The organism is Streptomyces sp. NPDC006259 (assembly GCF_042870975.1).
In the GTDB taxonomy this organism is placed as follows: Bacteria; Actinomycetota; Actinomycetes; order Streptomycetales; family Streptomycetaceae; genus Streptomyces.
In genome coordinates, this window is sequence record NZ_JBIAHY010000006.1 from 678,581 (window position 1) to 692,687 (window position 14,107).

The 14,107-nt window shown below is 70.9% G+C and carries 13 protein-coding genes, 2 tRNA genes, 1 pseudogene and 1 riboswitch; of the genes and pseudogenes, 9 read left to right on the forward strand and 7 right to left on the reverse strand.

What is annotated here, in order from left to right:
• Nucleotides 1-145: 145 nt before the first annotated feature.
• Both ACFYO5_RS27595 and ACFYO5_RS27600 read left to right on the forward strand, forming a co-directional pair.
• On the forward strand, nt 146-1,699 hold the full coding sequence (locus ACFYO5_RS27595; protein ID WP_388713586.1) for an amino acid permease: 1,554 nt from the start codon (nt 146-148) through the stop codon (nt 1,697-1,699).
• Between the two features lie 89 nt (nt 1,700-1,788).
• A tRNA-Lys gene (locus tag ACFYO5_RS27600) sits at nt 1,789-1,861 on the forward strand.
• A gap of 205 nt (nt 1,862-2,066) precedes the next feature.
• Here the strand turns inward: ACFYO5_RS27600 and ACFYO5_RS27605 are convergent.
• From ACFYO5_RS27605 to ACFYO5_RS27620, 4 genes and pseudogenes are all read right to left on the reverse strand, one after another.
• A pseudogene (locus tag ACFYO5_RS27605) lies at nt 2,067-2,453 on the reverse strand (DUF6907 domain-containing protein); the annotation flags it as partial.
• 34 nt (nt 2,454-2,487) lie between these two features.
• Nucleotides 2,488-3,243, reverse strand: a complete 756-nt coding sequence (locus tag ACFYO5_RS27610) for a hypothetical protein (protein ID WP_388713589.1) — start codon at nt 3,241-3,243, stop codon at nt 2,488-2,490.
• A 3-nt stretch (nt 3,244-3,246) separates the two neighbouring features.
• Complete coding sequence (locus ACFYO5_RS27615; RefSeq protein WP_388713719.1) at nt 3,247-3,543, reverse strand: hypothetical protein; 297 nt, start codon at nt 3,541-3,543, stop codon at nt 3,247-3,249.
• 169 nt (nt 3,544-3,712) lie between these two features.
• Complete coding sequence (locus ACFYO5_RS27620; protein WP_388713592.1) at nt 3,713-5,155, reverse strand: hypothetical protein; 1,443 nt, start codon at nt 5,153-5,155, stop codon at nt 3,713-3,715.
• Between the two features lie 198 nt (nt 5,156-5,353).
• On the opposite strand from ACFYO5_RS27620, the gene ACFYO5_RS27625 reads away from it, so the two are divergent.
• From ACFYO5_RS27625 to ACFYO5_RS27635, 3 genes are all read left to right on the forward strand, one after another.
• Nucleotides 5,354-6,142, forward strand: a complete 789-nt coding sequence (locus tag ACFYO5_RS27625) for a DeoR/GlpR family DNA-binding transcription regulator (RefSeq protein WP_388713594.1) — start codon at nt 5,354-5,356, stop codon at nt 6,140-6,142.
• Between the two features lie 79 nt (nt 6,143-6,221).
• A complete protein-coding gene (locus ACFYO5_RS27630; RefSeq protein WP_388713722.1) occupies nt 6,222-6,584 on the forward strand; it encodes a DUF4406 domain-containing protein in 363 nt (120 codons plus the stop codon).
• Complete coding sequence (locus tag ACFYO5_RS27635; protein ID WP_356568916.1) at nt 6,581-7,255, forward strand: NUDIX domain-containing protein; 675 nt, start codon at nt 6,581-6,583, stop codon at nt 7,253-7,255. The genes ACFYO5_RS27630 and ACFYO5_RS27635 overlap by 4 nt, the downstream gene beginning before the upstream one ends.
• A 25-nt stretch (nt 7,256-7,280) precedes the next feature.
• Here the strand turns inward: ACFYO5_RS27635 and ribA are convergent, their stop codons facing one another.
• Together ribA and ACFYO5_RS27645 are read right to left on the reverse strand one after the other, a co-directional pair.
• Nucleotides 7,281-7,952 carry a GTP cyclohydrolase II gene (ribA, locus tag ACFYO5_RS27640; RefSeq protein ID WP_388713597.1) on the reverse strand — a complete coding sequence of 224 codons (672 nt, stop codon included), beginning with the start codon at nt 7,950-7,952 and terminating at the stop codon, nt 7,281-7,283.
• A gap of 206 nt (nt 7,953-8,158) precedes the next feature.
• A complete protein-coding gene (locus tag ACFYO5_RS27645; protein ID WP_388713600.1) occupies nt 8,159-8,680 on the reverse strand; it encodes a MarR family winged helix-turn-helix transcriptional regulator in 522 nt (173 codons plus the stop codon).
• A 107-nt stretch (nt 8,681-8,787) separates the two neighbouring features.
• On the opposite strand from ACFYO5_RS27645, the gene ACFYO5_RS27650 reads away from it, so the two are divergent.
• From ACFYO5_RS27650 to ACFYO5_RS27665, 4 genes are all read left to right on the forward strand, one after another.
• A complete protein-coding gene (locus ACFYO5_RS27650) occupies nt 8,788-9,933 on the forward strand; it encodes a dihydrofolate reductase family protein (protein WP_388713603.1) in 1,146 nt (381 codons plus the stop codon).
• A gap of 66 nt (nt 9,934-9,999) precedes the next feature.
• Nucleotides 10,000-10,073 (forward strand) — tRNA-Met (locus ACFYO5_RS27655).
• A gap of 317 nt (nt 10,074-10,390) precedes the next feature.
• A riboswitch (cyclic di-AMP (ydaO/yuaA leader) is annotated at nt 10,391-10,550 on the forward strand.
• A 7-nt stretch (nt 10,551-10,557) separates the two neighbouring features.
• Nucleotides 10,558-11,583 (forward strand): M23 family metallopeptidase, encoded by a 1,026-nt coding sequence (locus ACFYO5_RS27660; RefSeq protein ID WP_388713606.1) that lies wholly within the window; start codon nt 10,558-10,560, stop codon nt 11,581-11,583.
• A gap of 120 nt (nt 11,584-11,703) precedes the next feature.
• The gene (locus tag ACFYO5_RS27665; RefSeq protein WP_388713609.1) at nt 11,704-12,648 is read left to right on the forward strand and encodes an aldo/keto reductase; all 945 of its coding nucleotides are present in this window, start codon (nt 11,704-11,706) and stop codon (nt 12,646-12,648) included.
• Between the two features lie 31 nt (nt 12,649-12,679).
• On the opposite strand, the gene ACFYO5_RS27670 is transcribed toward ACFYO5_RS27665, so the two are convergent.
• Entirely contained in the window at nt 12,680-14,092 is a 1,413-nt protein-coding gene (locus ACFYO5_RS27670) for a PrsW family intramembrane metalloprotease (protein WP_388713612.1), read from the reverse strand.
• Nucleotides 14,093-14,107: the final 15 nt, after the last annotated feature.

Genomic DNA, 14,107 nt, shown 5'->3' on the forward strand with positions numbered 1-14,107 from the left:
CGCGCACGGGACACCGCAGGGGGGCTGCAACGGATCGCCGGCCGGCAGGGCCGCACGGGCCTGTTCCCGCTCTCGGCGCCGCAGGGGTTCTTTCCGGCCAACTTGTGAGGTGTGTCACGCCCTCGGTGGGGGAATTGCTGGGGGCATGACAGATGACGGCAAGGCGACTGGGCTCTCGGACGAGGAACGGCTGGCCCAGCTCGGATACACGCAGGTTCTCGCGCGCCGGATGTCGGCGTTCTCCAACTACGCGGTCTCCTTCACGATCATCTCGGTGCTGTCGGGCTGCCTGACGCTCTACCTGTTCGGCATGAACACGGGCGGCCCCGCCGTGATCACCTGGGGCTGGGTCGCGGTCGGCCTGATGACCCTGTTCGTCGGGCTGTCGATGGCCGAGATCTGCTCGGCCTACCCCACCTCGGCCGGCCTGTACTTCTGGGCCCACCGGCTGGCACCGCCCCGCAGCGCGGCGGCCTGGGCCTGGTTCACGGGCTGGTTCAACGTGCTCGGCCAGGTCGCCGTGACGGCCGGCATCGACTTCGGTGCCGCGTCGTTCCTCGGCGCCTACCTCAATCTCCAGTTCGACTTCGAGGTCACGCCCGGCCGCACGATCCTGCTCTTCGCGGCGATCCTCGTGCTGCACGGCCTGCTCAACACCTTCGGTGTGCGGATCGTCGCGCTCCTCAACAGCGTGAGCGTGTGGTGGCACGTCCTCGGCGTGGCCGTGATCGTCGGCGCGCTGACCTTCGTACCGGACGACCACCGGTCGGCGTCCTTCGTCTTCGGCGAGTTCGTGAACAACACCGGCTGGGGCAGCGGCGTCTACGTGGTCGCCCTCGGCCTGCTCATGGCGCAGTACACCTTCACCGGCTACGACGCCTCCGCACACATGACCGAGGAGACGCACGACGCGTCGGCCGCCGGCCCCCGAGGCATCGTGCGGTCCATCTGGACCTCGTGGATCGCGGGCTTCGTCCTGCTCCTCGGGTTCACCTTCGCCATCCAGTCCTACGACGGCGCCCTCGGCTCCCCGACCGGCGCACCGCCCGCCCAGATCCTCCTCGACGCGCTCGGCGCCACCTCCGGCAAGCTGCTGCTGCTCGTCGTGATCGGCGCGCAGCTGTTCTGCGGGATGGCGTCCGTCACCGCCAACAGCCGCATGATCTACGCCTTCTCCCGCGACGGGGCCCTGCCCTTCTCGCGGCTCTGGCGCACCGTCAGCCCGCGCACGCGTACACCCGTCGCGGCCGTCTGGCTGGCGGCCGGCGGCGCCCTGCTGCTGGGCCTGCCCTACCTGATCAACGTGACGGCGTACGCGGCCGTCACCTCGATCGCGGTCATCGGCCTCTACATCGCCTACGTCATCCCGACCCTGCTGCGGCTGCGCAAGGGCGACGACTTCGCCCGCGGTCCCTGGCACCTGGGCCGCTGGTCCCGCGCGATCGGCGTGGTCTCCGTCATCTGGGTGGGCGTCATCACCGTCCTGTTCATGCTCCCCCAGGTCTCCCCGGTGACCTCGGAGACCTTCAACTACGCCCCGGTCGCCGTCCTGGCCGTCCTCGGCTTCGCGGCCGTCTGGTGGTTCGCCTCGGCCCGGCACTGGTTCCTCAGGCCCACGGCCACCGAGACCGTCCCCGGCCCGGCGTCCCCGGGTGCCCTCCCGGAGGCGGGGCCGACGGCCGAACCGGTCGATCCGTGACCGATCTCCGCCACCCGGCACGGCCGTGTCCCGATACCCGATCGGCTCCACGGCCGCGTCCGGCTATGCTCGGGGAAGCAACATCGCCTGGGCCCTTAGCTCAATTGGCAGAGCAGTGGACTTTTAATCCATTGGTTGTGGGTTCGAGTCCCACAGGGCCTACAGAGGTCAGGGGCACCCTATGGTCCTGACCAGCGATTTCGTGGCTCCGACCAGTCCTTCCGGTCGGGGCCACGTCATTGTGGAGGTCGCCTGCGTGAGCGGGTGCGCCGACAGACAGCGTGGCTTGTTCAGCCACCGCGTCCTCTCTCAGGGGTGCCATCGCAGGTGTGGCGTCGAAAGCGTTGGTGAGACCGTCGAGGCGGTCGGCAAGTTCCCGGAGTCCATCCGCATGTGCCGTAAGGGTGTCCGAGAGGCGGCGCAAGTCGTCGGAACCATGCGGATGCCAGTCGCCGTCCATTTCGACGTTCACGAAGGGGATGTGACCGGGCGGGAGTTCGGTGAAGGGGCGCTGTTCGAAGCACGCACGCAGGATCACCGCTGTGCCACGGCTCGTTGAGGTCGTGAATTCGTAGTCAGGGCTCGCGTGCGTGATGTCGACGCGGTAGCCGCCGGGCTGGTGCTCTTCCTCGCCTCCCGTGCACCAGTCGGGTTCCCAGGTGGTGACAGGCCCGTGGTCGCACGTCGGGACAGTCACTGTTCGGAACGCGTTGTCGTGATCCGGCACGAGCGGGTTCCTTGTCCTGGTCGTCATTGGCTATGTGCCGGCGTGGGGTGGGGATCCCGGCTCAGTCCTCGTTCAGGAGTTCGGCAGCGGCCTTTGGATCCATGAGGGTCGACCAGGCTTGCTCGGCGGGAAGAAGGGGGCGGCTGGGGAGGGCGTACTCGGGGTACCAGACGGTGGGATCGCAGCCGGGGACCTGGTGCAGGATGACGGCGATGAGATCGTCGGGGATGGAACCGGTGATGCGCACGGCGACGTAGGTCTCATGGCCGTCGTCGGCGCGTACGAGGATGCCGAGGCGAAAAGTGGGAAAGTCGGCGGCGTGTTCATGCCCGTCGTGCAGTGATCCACGAGCCAGCTCCCGGACAGCCGCAGTGAGATGGCGGACGAGCCGGGTACCGGCTTCGAGTTGGTAGCGGTCGTGGTCGTTCTGGTCCGGGAGGAGATGCCCGACGTACGTCTTCGTACTCAGGGGCTGACGTTCTTCGGCGTTGTAGCGGGCCCGTGCAGCCCTCGCAGTCGTCTCCAGGGCTGAGTAGAAGTCGTCCGGTGACCCGTCCTCGCGTTGCCCGGCGGCGATGAGCCAGGGCAGGTCCTCGTCTGCCCAGACCGCTCCGCGCCAGCGTTGGACCTTGACTTTGAAGAGCACCTCATCATCGATCGAACGGATCCGCTCCTGTCCGGCCTCACCGTCGGTGAAGCGTTCCCGGGCCTTGGCCAGGAGCGGATGATCCAGTTCATCAAGCGGTTCCCGGGCTGACGGAAGCGGTAACTTCAGGTCGTCGCGGAGGGTGCGCAAGGTGGGTCGAGCGGGTCGCACCGATCAGTCGTCCTTGCCTACTCCGCCGAGTTCCTTGATCCGCTCCGGCGACAGTCCGGTGAGCAGCGAGACGCTCGATTCGACGGATCCGTCAAGCTTGCGCATCTTCTCCAGCATGTTGGCCCGGACCTCCTCACGGCGGAGCTCCAAGTAGGTTCGGACGGCCTCGGCGACCAGGTCCTTCTTCGTCATCCCCAGAAAATGGGCACCGTCTGCGATCAGCTCGTCTATGGCCGCATCGACTTTCAACGGTGCTGTCGTCCGGGTCGTCCGACTCCGGGATTCCTCTGTGATCTTCATGCTCACACCCTCTCTGGTACCAAAAGATACTCCTATTCTTCTCTACTCGCAGGGGCAAGAAGCCGTTGGTCGTGGGTTCCGAGTCCCGCAGGGCCTACCAGAGAGCCCCCGCACCGGAGTCTTCCGGTGCGGGGGCTCGGGCGTTCCCGGGGGCCCGGGATCTGCCCGGTCAGCCGTTGACGACGATCCTGGCCGTGTTGTTGGTCAGGTCGGGGTCGTAGGCGCGGATCGGGGGCTCGTGCTGGTCGTTGTCGATGGCGACCGGCGCGGTGGAGCGGGCCGCGCTGTCGATGCGGAGGGTGAAGGGGAACGTGTGGGTGGCGTGTTCGTTCAGGTAGATCGGGGTGGTGCAGCGGTAGCGGGGGGCGCCGACTTGTTCCTCGCGCCAGTCACCGTCCGCGGTCAGGGCGTAGCAGGCGTCCGGGCGGGCGGTGACGGTCGTTCCGGAGGGGACGCGGACGTCGACCGTCGCGACGGGCTCGCCCGCGCCCAGTGAGGCGACCCAGGCGGGGCCGCGGTTCCTGACCTTGATGTCGGCCTGTACGGTCTCGCCGACCGTGCCCTCGATCCGGCTGCCGATCAGCCTGAGGTCGGCGGTGTTGGTGGCGTGGATGATGACCGAACGGGTGTTGTCCTGGGGGTCCAGGTCGGGGACGGCCGCCGTGGCGTTGGCCGTGCCGTTGGCCGTGCCGTTGGCCGTGCCGAGGGACCTCGTGGGCGTCGGGGCCAGATCGGCGCCCGTGCCCGGGGTGTACGTCCGGCCGGCGCGGGCCGCTTCCAGGGCCTCCGCGGAGTAGGGCTCGACGGAGTAGTCGTAGCGCTCGTACAGGGCGTTCCGGCGGGCCTTCAGGGCGTTGGTGAGGGTGACCGACTCACCGGGGGCGAGCTTCTCGTCGAGGACGCACAGCGCCTCGGTGCCGACCTCCGTGTCGCGGAACTCGCAGTTCGCGGGCCGCTGGGCGTAGGTGAGGCCGCGCGAGGCGAACAGGCGGAGCAGGACGCCGTCCGCGGTGCGGTTGCCGTTGTTGGAGAGGGTGGCGGGGACGGTGATCCGGGTGCCCGGCGTGACGCCGTTCTGCCGGGGGGACTGGCTGAGGGCCAGGTCGGGGCCGTTGCCGACGGTCACCCGCGTCTCGCCCGGGTAGGACGTGAGGTCGCCGGCGACGGCGGTGTGGCGCAGGGTGCCCACGGCGCCTTCCGGGACGTCCGGCAGCGCGCTGACCCGGAGTTCGGCGGCCGTCACCACGTCGGTGCCGGTGAGCGGGGGGACGTCGCAGACGGCCGTGACGGCGCTGTCGGGCGCGCAGTTGGCGGGCCAGGTGATCTTGGCGAAGGCGGCCAGCTCGGCGGCGTCCACGGTCAGGCGGCCGGCGCCGACCGGGTTCGCGATGTTGTCGTGGGAGACCTTGAGCGTGACGGTCCGCTCGGGTGCGGACCCGTCCTCTTGGGCGCCGGGCAGGACCAGCTCGTACGGATCGGAGTACGTCCAGAGCTGGTCGCTGTCGGCGGCCGCGGGGCCCGCCGTGCCGAGGGTCAGCAGGGTGGCTGCGGCGAGTACGGGGACGAGCGCGCGCCGGGTGCGGCGGGTCGTCGTCGGTTGCGAGCGTGTCATGCCCAGGCTGACTCTTTCCGGGGGTCAGGGGTTGTACGGCGCCGGGTGGCGGCGTCGGTCGGGCCCTCCCTGGGGCAGCCGGGGGACAGCGGGACGGCCGGGACGGCCGAGGGAAGAGGGGAGGGAGAGCTGCGGCAGATCGCGGCCAGGCGCACAGAACGATGTGCGTTCTCACATCGAAGTGATAGAACTGTCCTCATGGGCATCGCCAACCGTCTCGATCTGACCCTGCGGCTCGTCCAGGGAGCCGCGGGGCAGGTCTCCGTCGCCGAACTCGCGCAGCGGCTCGGGGTGTCCGAGATGACCGTGCGCCGGGACCTCGACACGCTGGAGAAGCAGGGCCTGGTGCGCCGGGTGCACGGTGGGGCCGTACCGGCGCGGGCCCGCGAGGAGGGTGCCGGCTTCGACGCGCGGGAGGCGTGGCAGGGGGCGACCAAGGACCGGCTGGGCGCGGCCGTCGCCGGTCTCGTGGAGCCGGGCTCCCGGGTGCTGCTGGACGCCGGCACCACCACCGCGCACGTGGCCGAACACCTCGCCGCACGCGGCCCGTTGACCGTCGCGGTGCTCAGTCTCCAGGCGGCGGTACGGCTGGCCGACCGGCCCGGCATCGAGCTGATGGTCGTCGGTGGACGCTCGCGGCCCGGTGAACGCTCCCTGGTGGGGCCGCTGGCGCTGCGCACCCTGGAGTCCCTCGCCTTCGACCTGTTCGTGATGTCCATCGGCGGAGTGCACGCCGGGCACGGCTGGTCGGAGTTCTCCCTCGACGACGCCGCCGTGAAACGGGCGGGACTCGGCCAGGCGGACCGCACGGTCGCGGTGGCCGACGCGACGAAGCTGGGCGTCCGCGCCTTCGACCAGGTCGCCCCGCTCGACGCCGTCCGCACGTTCGTCACCGACACCGCCGCGGCCGACCCCGGCACCCACCCCGCGGGCCCGGAGACCCTCCGGGCCCTGCGCGAGGCCGGCGTCGAGACGCTGCTGGTCTGAGACGCCGGTCCACCGCCGGTCCCGCCACGCCAGTCCGCCCACCGAGCCGAGGAGTTGGCCCGTGCACCACCCGCCCCTGATGATCCTTGTCGCCGGACCGTACCGTTCGGGCACCGGCGACGACCCCGCCAAGCTCGCCGCGAACGTACGGGCCATGAACGAGACCGCCCTCGCCCTGTTCCGCGCCGGGCATCTGCCGGTCACCGGTGAGGCCCTGGCGCTGCCCCTGCTGGAGACGGCGGGCGCCACCGGACCCGACGACCCGCTGTTCGAGGAACTCTTCCACCCCGTCGCCGAACGCCTCCTCGACCGCTGCGACGCCGTCCTGCGGGTCGGCGGCCCCTCGCAGGGGGCGGATCGCATGGTCGACCGGGCCCACGCGCGCGGCAAGGACGTCTACACGGACCTCGCCGACGTACCGACCGCCGCCGGTGCCCGGTGACGGCCGCGGCCGGCCGTCCCGGCATCGACGTCCCCGACCCCCGCGGCCGTACCGGACTCGACCGGCAGGGACGCGACCTGACGGGCAACGCGCGCGTGCGCGTGGTCGACGTCGAGGTGCTCGCCTGCGACTGGTCCGTGCTGCGCCGCACCACCTTCGACTACCGGCACGGCGACGGCCACTGGAGCCGCGAGCGGCGCGAGACCTACGACCGCGGCGACGGCGCGACCATCCTGCTCTACGACCCCGACCGGCGTACGGTCCTGCTGACCCGCCAGTTCCGGCTGCCCGCCTACGTCAACGGCCACCCCGACGGCATGCTGCTGGAGACCGCGGCCGGGCTGCTGGACGGCGACGACCCGCGGGAGGCGATCCGCCGCGAGGCCGTGGAGGAGACCGGCCGCACCGTGCACGAGGTCGAGCACGTCTTCGACGCCTTCATGAGTCCCGGCTCGGTCACCGAACGCCTGAGCTTCTTCGCCGCTCCCTACGACGGCTCGGCGCCCGGCGTGGAAAGGGCGGGCGTCGCGGCCGAGGGGGAGGACATCACGGTCGTGGAGGTGGCGTTCACCGAGGCGCTCGCGCTCGTCCGCAGCGGCGGGATCGCCGACGCGAAGACCATCATGCTGCTCCAGTGGGCGGCGCTGGACGGCCCGTTCGGGCAGCGCTGACCGGTGGGCGGGGTGCCGGCGGGCCTCAGCTCACGCCGAGTTCGGTGAGTTCGGCGGCGGCCGTCAGGTCGGCCAGCTCCGTGAGGTCGGCCAGCGGCAGCGTGTGCTGGGTCGTGAGGACCTTGGCCCGCAGGTAGCGCACGTTGTGCGGGGTGGTGAAGACGCCGGTGGGCACGCGGTCGTGGACGTCGATGCCCAGTCCCCGGAGCTGCTCCGCCTTGTCGGGATTGTTGGACAGCAGGTCCAGCTCCGTGACGCCCAGCGCGCGCAGCATCTGGGCCGCGGCGGTGTAGTCCCGGGCGTCCTCGGGGAGTCCCAGGGCGGCGTTCGCCTCGTAGGTGTCGAGCCCCTGGTCCTGGAGGGCGTACGCGTCGAGCTTGTTGTAGAGGCCGATGCCGCGCCCCTCCTGGCGCAGGTAGAGCAGGATCCCGCCCCGGTCGGCGATGCGTTCGACCGCCTCGCGCAGCTGCGGACCGCAGTCGCAGCGGGCGGAGCCGAAGACGTCGCCGGTCAGGCACTCGGAGTGCAGCCGGACGAGGGGCACGGGGCCGGGGTCGCCGAGGACGACGGCGACGTGCTCCTGGCAGTCGGCGAGTCCGTGGAAGGTGACGAGTTCGGCGTCCGCCGTGTAGCCGTCGTGGAAGCGCAGCGGTACCCGGACGCGGGCACGCTGGGTGGCGGCGGGGGAGTCGGGCATGCGGGGTCTCCGTGTCCGGTGGTCGGTGCGCACATGTGCGGCTTCTGCTGAGCTTTTCTGCTTCTGCTTCTGCTTCTGCTTCTGCTTCTGTGCTTCGCTTCTGTACTCACTGATTCAGATTTGAAGCAGATCCTTGATCGTGACCCTATCTCATGCTTTAAATTTGAAGCAATAGGATTGTTGTGCCGTGGCTCACGGTGGCGTGGCTACGACGTCCCGGAGCAGGGCGAGGAGCGTCGCCGCCAGGGCAGATCCTCGGGGGCCGTCTCGCCGCCCTCTCCCTGGAGGCCCTGCGCGACCTGCGTGAAGATCTGCTCCAGCTGTCCCACCTGCTCGGGCGTGAGGCGGTCGAACAGCAGGCCGCGTACGGTGTCGACATGGCCGGGCGCCGCGCTCTCCAGGACCGCCATGCCCTCGTCCGTCAGGACCGCGACGCTCCCGCGCTTGTCCCACTGGCACTCCTCGCGCCGTACCAGTCCGTCCTTCTCCAGCCGCGTCACGGCGTACGTCAGCCTGCTGCGGGTGACCTTCAGCCGCTCCGCGAGGTCGGTCATGCGCAGCCGCCGCTCCGGCGCCTCCGAGAGGTTGGCGAGGATGGAGTAGTAGGCGTGGGGCATGCCGGCGTCCTGCTGGAGCTGCCGGTCGATCGCGTCCTCCAGGAGGAGGTATCCGGCGATGTACGCGCGCCAGGCGCGCTGCTCCTCGGGGGTGAGCCAGCGGGTCGTCATGCGCCCAGTGTAGTTTTGTTTCAAACTTGAACCAAGCCCGTCGTCCACTGTTCCGTCCGACGTCCACGCCACCCTTGCGACGCCCGATCCCGGAGAGACCCGCGCCGATGCCGTACCCGTACGTCCTGCTGTCCGCCGCCGTCTCCCTCGACGGCTACCTCGACGACACCGGTCCCGACCGGCTGCTGCTGTCCGGCCCGGCCGACTTCGACCGGGTCGACGAGGTGCGGGCCTCCGTCGACGCCATCCTGGTCGGGGCCGGCACGATCCGCGCCGACAACCCGCGCCTGTTGGTCAACTCGCCCGGCCGCCGTGCCGCACGGGTCGCCGCGGGCAAGCCGGAGTACCCCCTCAAGGTGACGGTCAGCGGTTCCGGAGAGCTGGACCCGGAGGCCCGGTTCTGGCACACCGGTGGCCACAAGGTCCTCTACACGACGCGGACGGGCGCGGACCGCGCCCGTGCCCTCGGTCTCGGGCGCGCGACCGACGTCGTGCCGCTGGGCGCCCACCTCGACTGGCGCCGGCTCCTGGAACACCTCCACGACGTACGGGGCGTACGGCGCCTGATGGTCGAGGGCGGCGGGACCGTCCACACCCAGCTCCTCCAGGAGGGCCTCGCCGACGAACTCCAGCTCGTCCTGGCACCGTTGTTCGTGGGCGACCCGGACGCGCCCCGGCTCTTCGGCCCCGGCGGTTATCAGGGCGGGCGCCTGCGGCTGGTCGGGACCCGGCGCATCGAGGACGTCGTCCTGATGTCGTACGAGCCCACCGCACCCGGTACCGGCCCGCTCCCCGCCGCCGCCGACCGGCACTGGCTGGCCCTCGCCTGTGAGCTGGCCGCCGCCTGTCCGCCGTCGCGGACCGCCTTCAGTGTCGGCGCGGTCGTGGTGGCGGCCGACGGCACGGAGCTGGCGCGCGGCCACTCCCGCGAGGCGGGCGATCCCGTCGTCCACGCCGAGGAGGCGGCCCTCGCCAAGATCGACGCCGCCGACCCCCGGCTGGCCGGCGCCACCGTCTACAGCAGCCTGGAGCCCTGCGCCCGGCGCTCCTCCCGGCCCGCCCCGTGCGCCCGCCTCATCCTCGACGCGGGCGTGCGCCGGGTCGTGACGGCCTGGCGGGAGCCGGACACCTTCGTCACCGATGCCGACGGCAGCGGCCTGCTCACCGCCGCCGGAGCGGACGTCGTCGTCCTTCCGGAGTACGGGGACCAGGCGAAGGCGCCGAACGGGCATCTGCTCCGACGGACCCCCTGATCGAGCCCCCGCGTCCGACCGTGGTTCTGGGCATCCCCCGCATGGCGTAGACTGGTGTCACACCGACGCGGGGTGGAGCAGCTCGGTAGCTCGCTGGGCTCATAACCCAGAGGTCGCAGGTTCAAATCCTGTCCCCGCTACTCAAGGCCGAAGGCCGGAATCCTGATCATGGGATTCCGGCCTTCGGTGCGTTCGGCGGGCGGCGTCGCCGCAGGAGCCGTCACGCAGGGTGATCGCTCGGGAGCCCTGTGATCACATCTGAGTCACCATCAAAAACCCGGGTGACTCCTGAGGTGTTCCGGCGGTCGGTCAACTCGCCCGTTTTTCAGCGGTCCTGGGCCGAAAGTCCAGGCCAGAAATGTTGTTGATCAAGCAGAACGGCTTGGAATCATGCGCCCAGGTCTATTAACGTTCGATAACGCAGCGCGGTCGTCCCAGCCGGCACAAGAGTCGGCTCCGCGCGCACGCGTCGAATCCCGCAAGGGAACCGGGGAACCACCAACTTGGGGTGAATCTCGCGTAAGCCGCCGTACAGTCACGGCCGGTATACGCGCGTAGGAGACCTTCCCGCTCCGAACCCGTCAGCTAACCCGGTAGGCGACGGAAGGAAAGGAGCACGCCCGCGTGGCGTCCAACCGGCCTGCCCCAGAAGCCCCCACCGTGCCCGCCCAGCAGACCTTCGGCTACGGCACCTACCGCACCGACGAGGGCCCCTGGGAGGAATGGAACCCCACCGCGGACTCCGTTCGCCCGGTGCGCGGTAAGCACCGCGTCGCCAAGCAGCGCGGCGGACTCGCCCGCAGCTCCACCGTTCTCGGCGTCGGTGTCATCGCTGCCGTCGGCGGCGCGGGCATGGCCAGCGCCAACACCGGCAAGTCGCCGGTCTCCATCTCCATGCCGGACCTTCCCTCGGTGGGTTCCCTCATCTCGGACGACGACACCCCCGAGGAGACGGCGCCCGCGCTCAGCACCTTCGGCGCCGAGACCGTCGCCGACGACCGCGCGGACAGCGGTGCCGACGCCGGTGAGGCGCTCCGCAACCGGATCATGGCGCAGGCCGAGTCGCAGCAGACACAGGTCGAGACCAAGGCGCAGGAAGCCGCCGAGGCCGCCGCGGCCAAGGCCGCCGCCGACGCCGCCGCCAAGGCCGAGAAGGCCGCCGCGGCCAAGGCCGAGGCCGCCAGGAAGAAGGCCGCCGAGGAAGCCGCCAAGAAGGCGGAGGCCGAGCGCCTCGCCGAGCTGGCCAAGCAGTTCACGCTGCCGACCTCCTCGTACACGATCACCTCGACCTTCGGCCAGGCCGGCGCCTACTGGTCCTCCGGGTACCACACCGGCCTTGACTTCGCCGCCCCCACCGGCACGCTCATCAAGGCCGTGCACAACGGCACCATCACCTCCGCCGGCTACGACGGGTCGTACGGGTACAAGACCGTGCTCACCCTGGACGACGGCACCGAGCTGTGGTTCGCCCACCAGTCCTCCATCAGCGTCAGCGTCGGCCAGAAGGTCGCCACCGGCGACATCATCGGCCGCGTCGGCGCCACCGGCAACGTCACCGGTGCCCACCTCCACCTGGAGGTCCACCCGGGCGGCAGCAGCAGCGGCATCGACCCGGCCGCCTGGCTGCGGTCCAAGGGGCTCACCCCCTGAGGTCTTCCGGGGAGTGTCACGGGGGTCGGTGAGGTCTACGCCCGGATGTTTCCCGGATGTTCGTGAACCCTGACCGGAGGCGCGGAATGCGCGCCTCCGGCCAGGGTGTTGTCATAAGGCATGACTTCTCTGCGCAAGCTCGGCTCCTCCGACCTGGAGGTCTTCCCGCTCGCCCTCGGCGGCAACGTCTTCGGCTGGACCGCGGACGAGGCGGCCTCCTTCGCCGTCCTCGACGCCTACGCGGCAGGCGGCGGCAACTTCCTGGACAGCGCCGACTCGTACTCGGCGTGGGCCGAGGGCAACAGTGGCGGTGAATCCGAGACCATCATCGGCAACTGGGTGAAGGCCCGCGGCAACCGCGACGACATCGTGATCGCCACCAAGGTCAGCCAGCACCCCGACCACCCAGGGCTGAGCGCCGCCAACATCAAGGCCGCCGCCGACGCCTCCCTGCGGCGCCTGGACACCGACCGCATCGACCTCTACTACACCCACTTCGACAAGCCCGAGGTGCCCGTCGAGGAGATCGTCGGCGCGCTCGACGAACTGGTGAAGGCGGGCAAGGTGCGGCACATCGCCGCCTCCAACATCTCCCCCGAACGCCTGCGGGCCTCACTCGAGTTCTCCGACCGCGAGGGCCTGGCCCGGTACGTGGCACTCCAGCCCCACTACAACCTGGTCTCCCGCGACACCTACGAGGGCGCGCTCCAGGACCTCGTCGCCGCGTCCGGCCTCGCCGCCGTGCCGTACTACGCGCTGGCGTCCGGCTTCCTCACCGGCAAGTACCGCCCCGGTGCGACGGTGGACAGCGCCCGCGCCCAGGGCGCCGCCAAGCACCTGGGCACCGAGCGGGGGCAGAAGGTGCTCACCGCCCTGGACGAGGTCGCCCGCGCCCATGACGCCGAGGTCGCCACGGTGGCCCTGGCGTGGCTCGCCGCGCAGCCGACCGTCGCCGCGCCGATCGCCTCCGCCCGCACGGTGGAGCAACTCCCGGCACTGCTGGCGGTGGCCGACCTGGAACTGACGGAGGCGGAGATCGCCCGCCTCACGGAGGCCTCCGCGTAGGAGACGGGGAGCCGGACGGGCCGCACCCCGCTCAGGACTGGTGCGGGGTGTGTGGCGCGTACGGCGTGTACGGCGAGTACGGGTGCGGCGGGGTGGATCCGGCGTACCCGTAGTACCCGTGGTACCCCTGCGCCGGGTGCGCCGCCCCCATCGGATACCCGTACGCCCCTTGCAGGCCGTACGCCCCGTAGACCGGCAGGGGGGCGGGCGCGGCCAGCCGGGACGCGTGCTCCAGGGCCGGCCGGGCCACCTCCCGGCGCCGCCACAGCTCGTTCAGCAACTCCCGTTCCCGTACGACGAAGTCGGCGCCGCCCCGCCCCTCGCGCCCGCGGTGCCGCAGGAACGCGAGAGACGTGGCGTAGGCCTCGTACTGCGCCACCTGCCGTCCCGCGGGCCTGCCCAGGTGCCGTCGGGCGTACTGCCGGGCCAGCCTGCGCGCCCGCATCGAGCCGAGGGCGTACGGCTCTGCGGGGCCGAGCCAGCCGGCGGCCGTGTAGGCGGGCAACTCATCGCGCACCGTGCCCAGTTCGCGCTGGCGTGTCCACACCACCAGCCAGGTCAGCACCCCGAACGCGGGCACCATGAACGCTCCGTACACGGCGAAGAAACCCCATTCGCCGAAGGTCGCCGAGCCGTTCCACAGGGCGTGCATGAGCATCGCGAGCAGCAGGCCGCACAGCGGGAGCACCACGCGCCGCACGCGCTGGCGCTCCCCGGACAGCGCGGCGATGCCGAAGCCCAGGCCGGTGAGGACCGTGAACAGGGGGTGCGCGAAGGGCGACATGACGACGCGCACGAAGAACGTCGCCACGGTGACGGAGGCGATACCGCCGTCCCCGGCGAGCTGGTCGGTGCCGAAGGCGTTGCCGAGGTAGAGGATGTTCTCGGTGAAGGCGAAGCCGGTGGCGGTGATCCCGGCTATCACCACCCCGTCGACGATCCCGGTGAAGTCCCGCCTGCGGAACAGGAACACGAGGAGGACGGCCGCCGCCTTGGCGGACTCCTCGACGACGGGCGCGATCACCGTCGCGCCCAGGGTGTCGGCGTGGACCGGGTCGGCCGTCGCCGTCGCTATCCAGCGCACCGCGAAGCTGTTGGCGACGATCGCTATCAGCGCCGCCGCGCACGCGCCCCACGAGAAGGAGAAGACCAGGTTCCGCCAGGGGCCCGGTTCCACCCGGTCCAGCCAGCGGAAGGCGGCTATGAGCAGGGGCACGGGAAGGATCGCGAGCCCCAGTCCGACCAGGAACCCCTCGGTGCCCGTCTCCTCACGGACGAGGGCGAGGATCACCAGCCCCGACAGGGCGAGCAGCGTGATCAGCGCGCCGTAACGGACCCACTTGTGCTGCCACCAGTGCGCGTGCCGCAGCACACCGCCCTCGGCCGGGCCGCCCGGGTGCGGCGGGTGAGGGGGAAGCGGTGGGAACGGGGAGCTGGTGGCCACGGCATCGACCCTAAC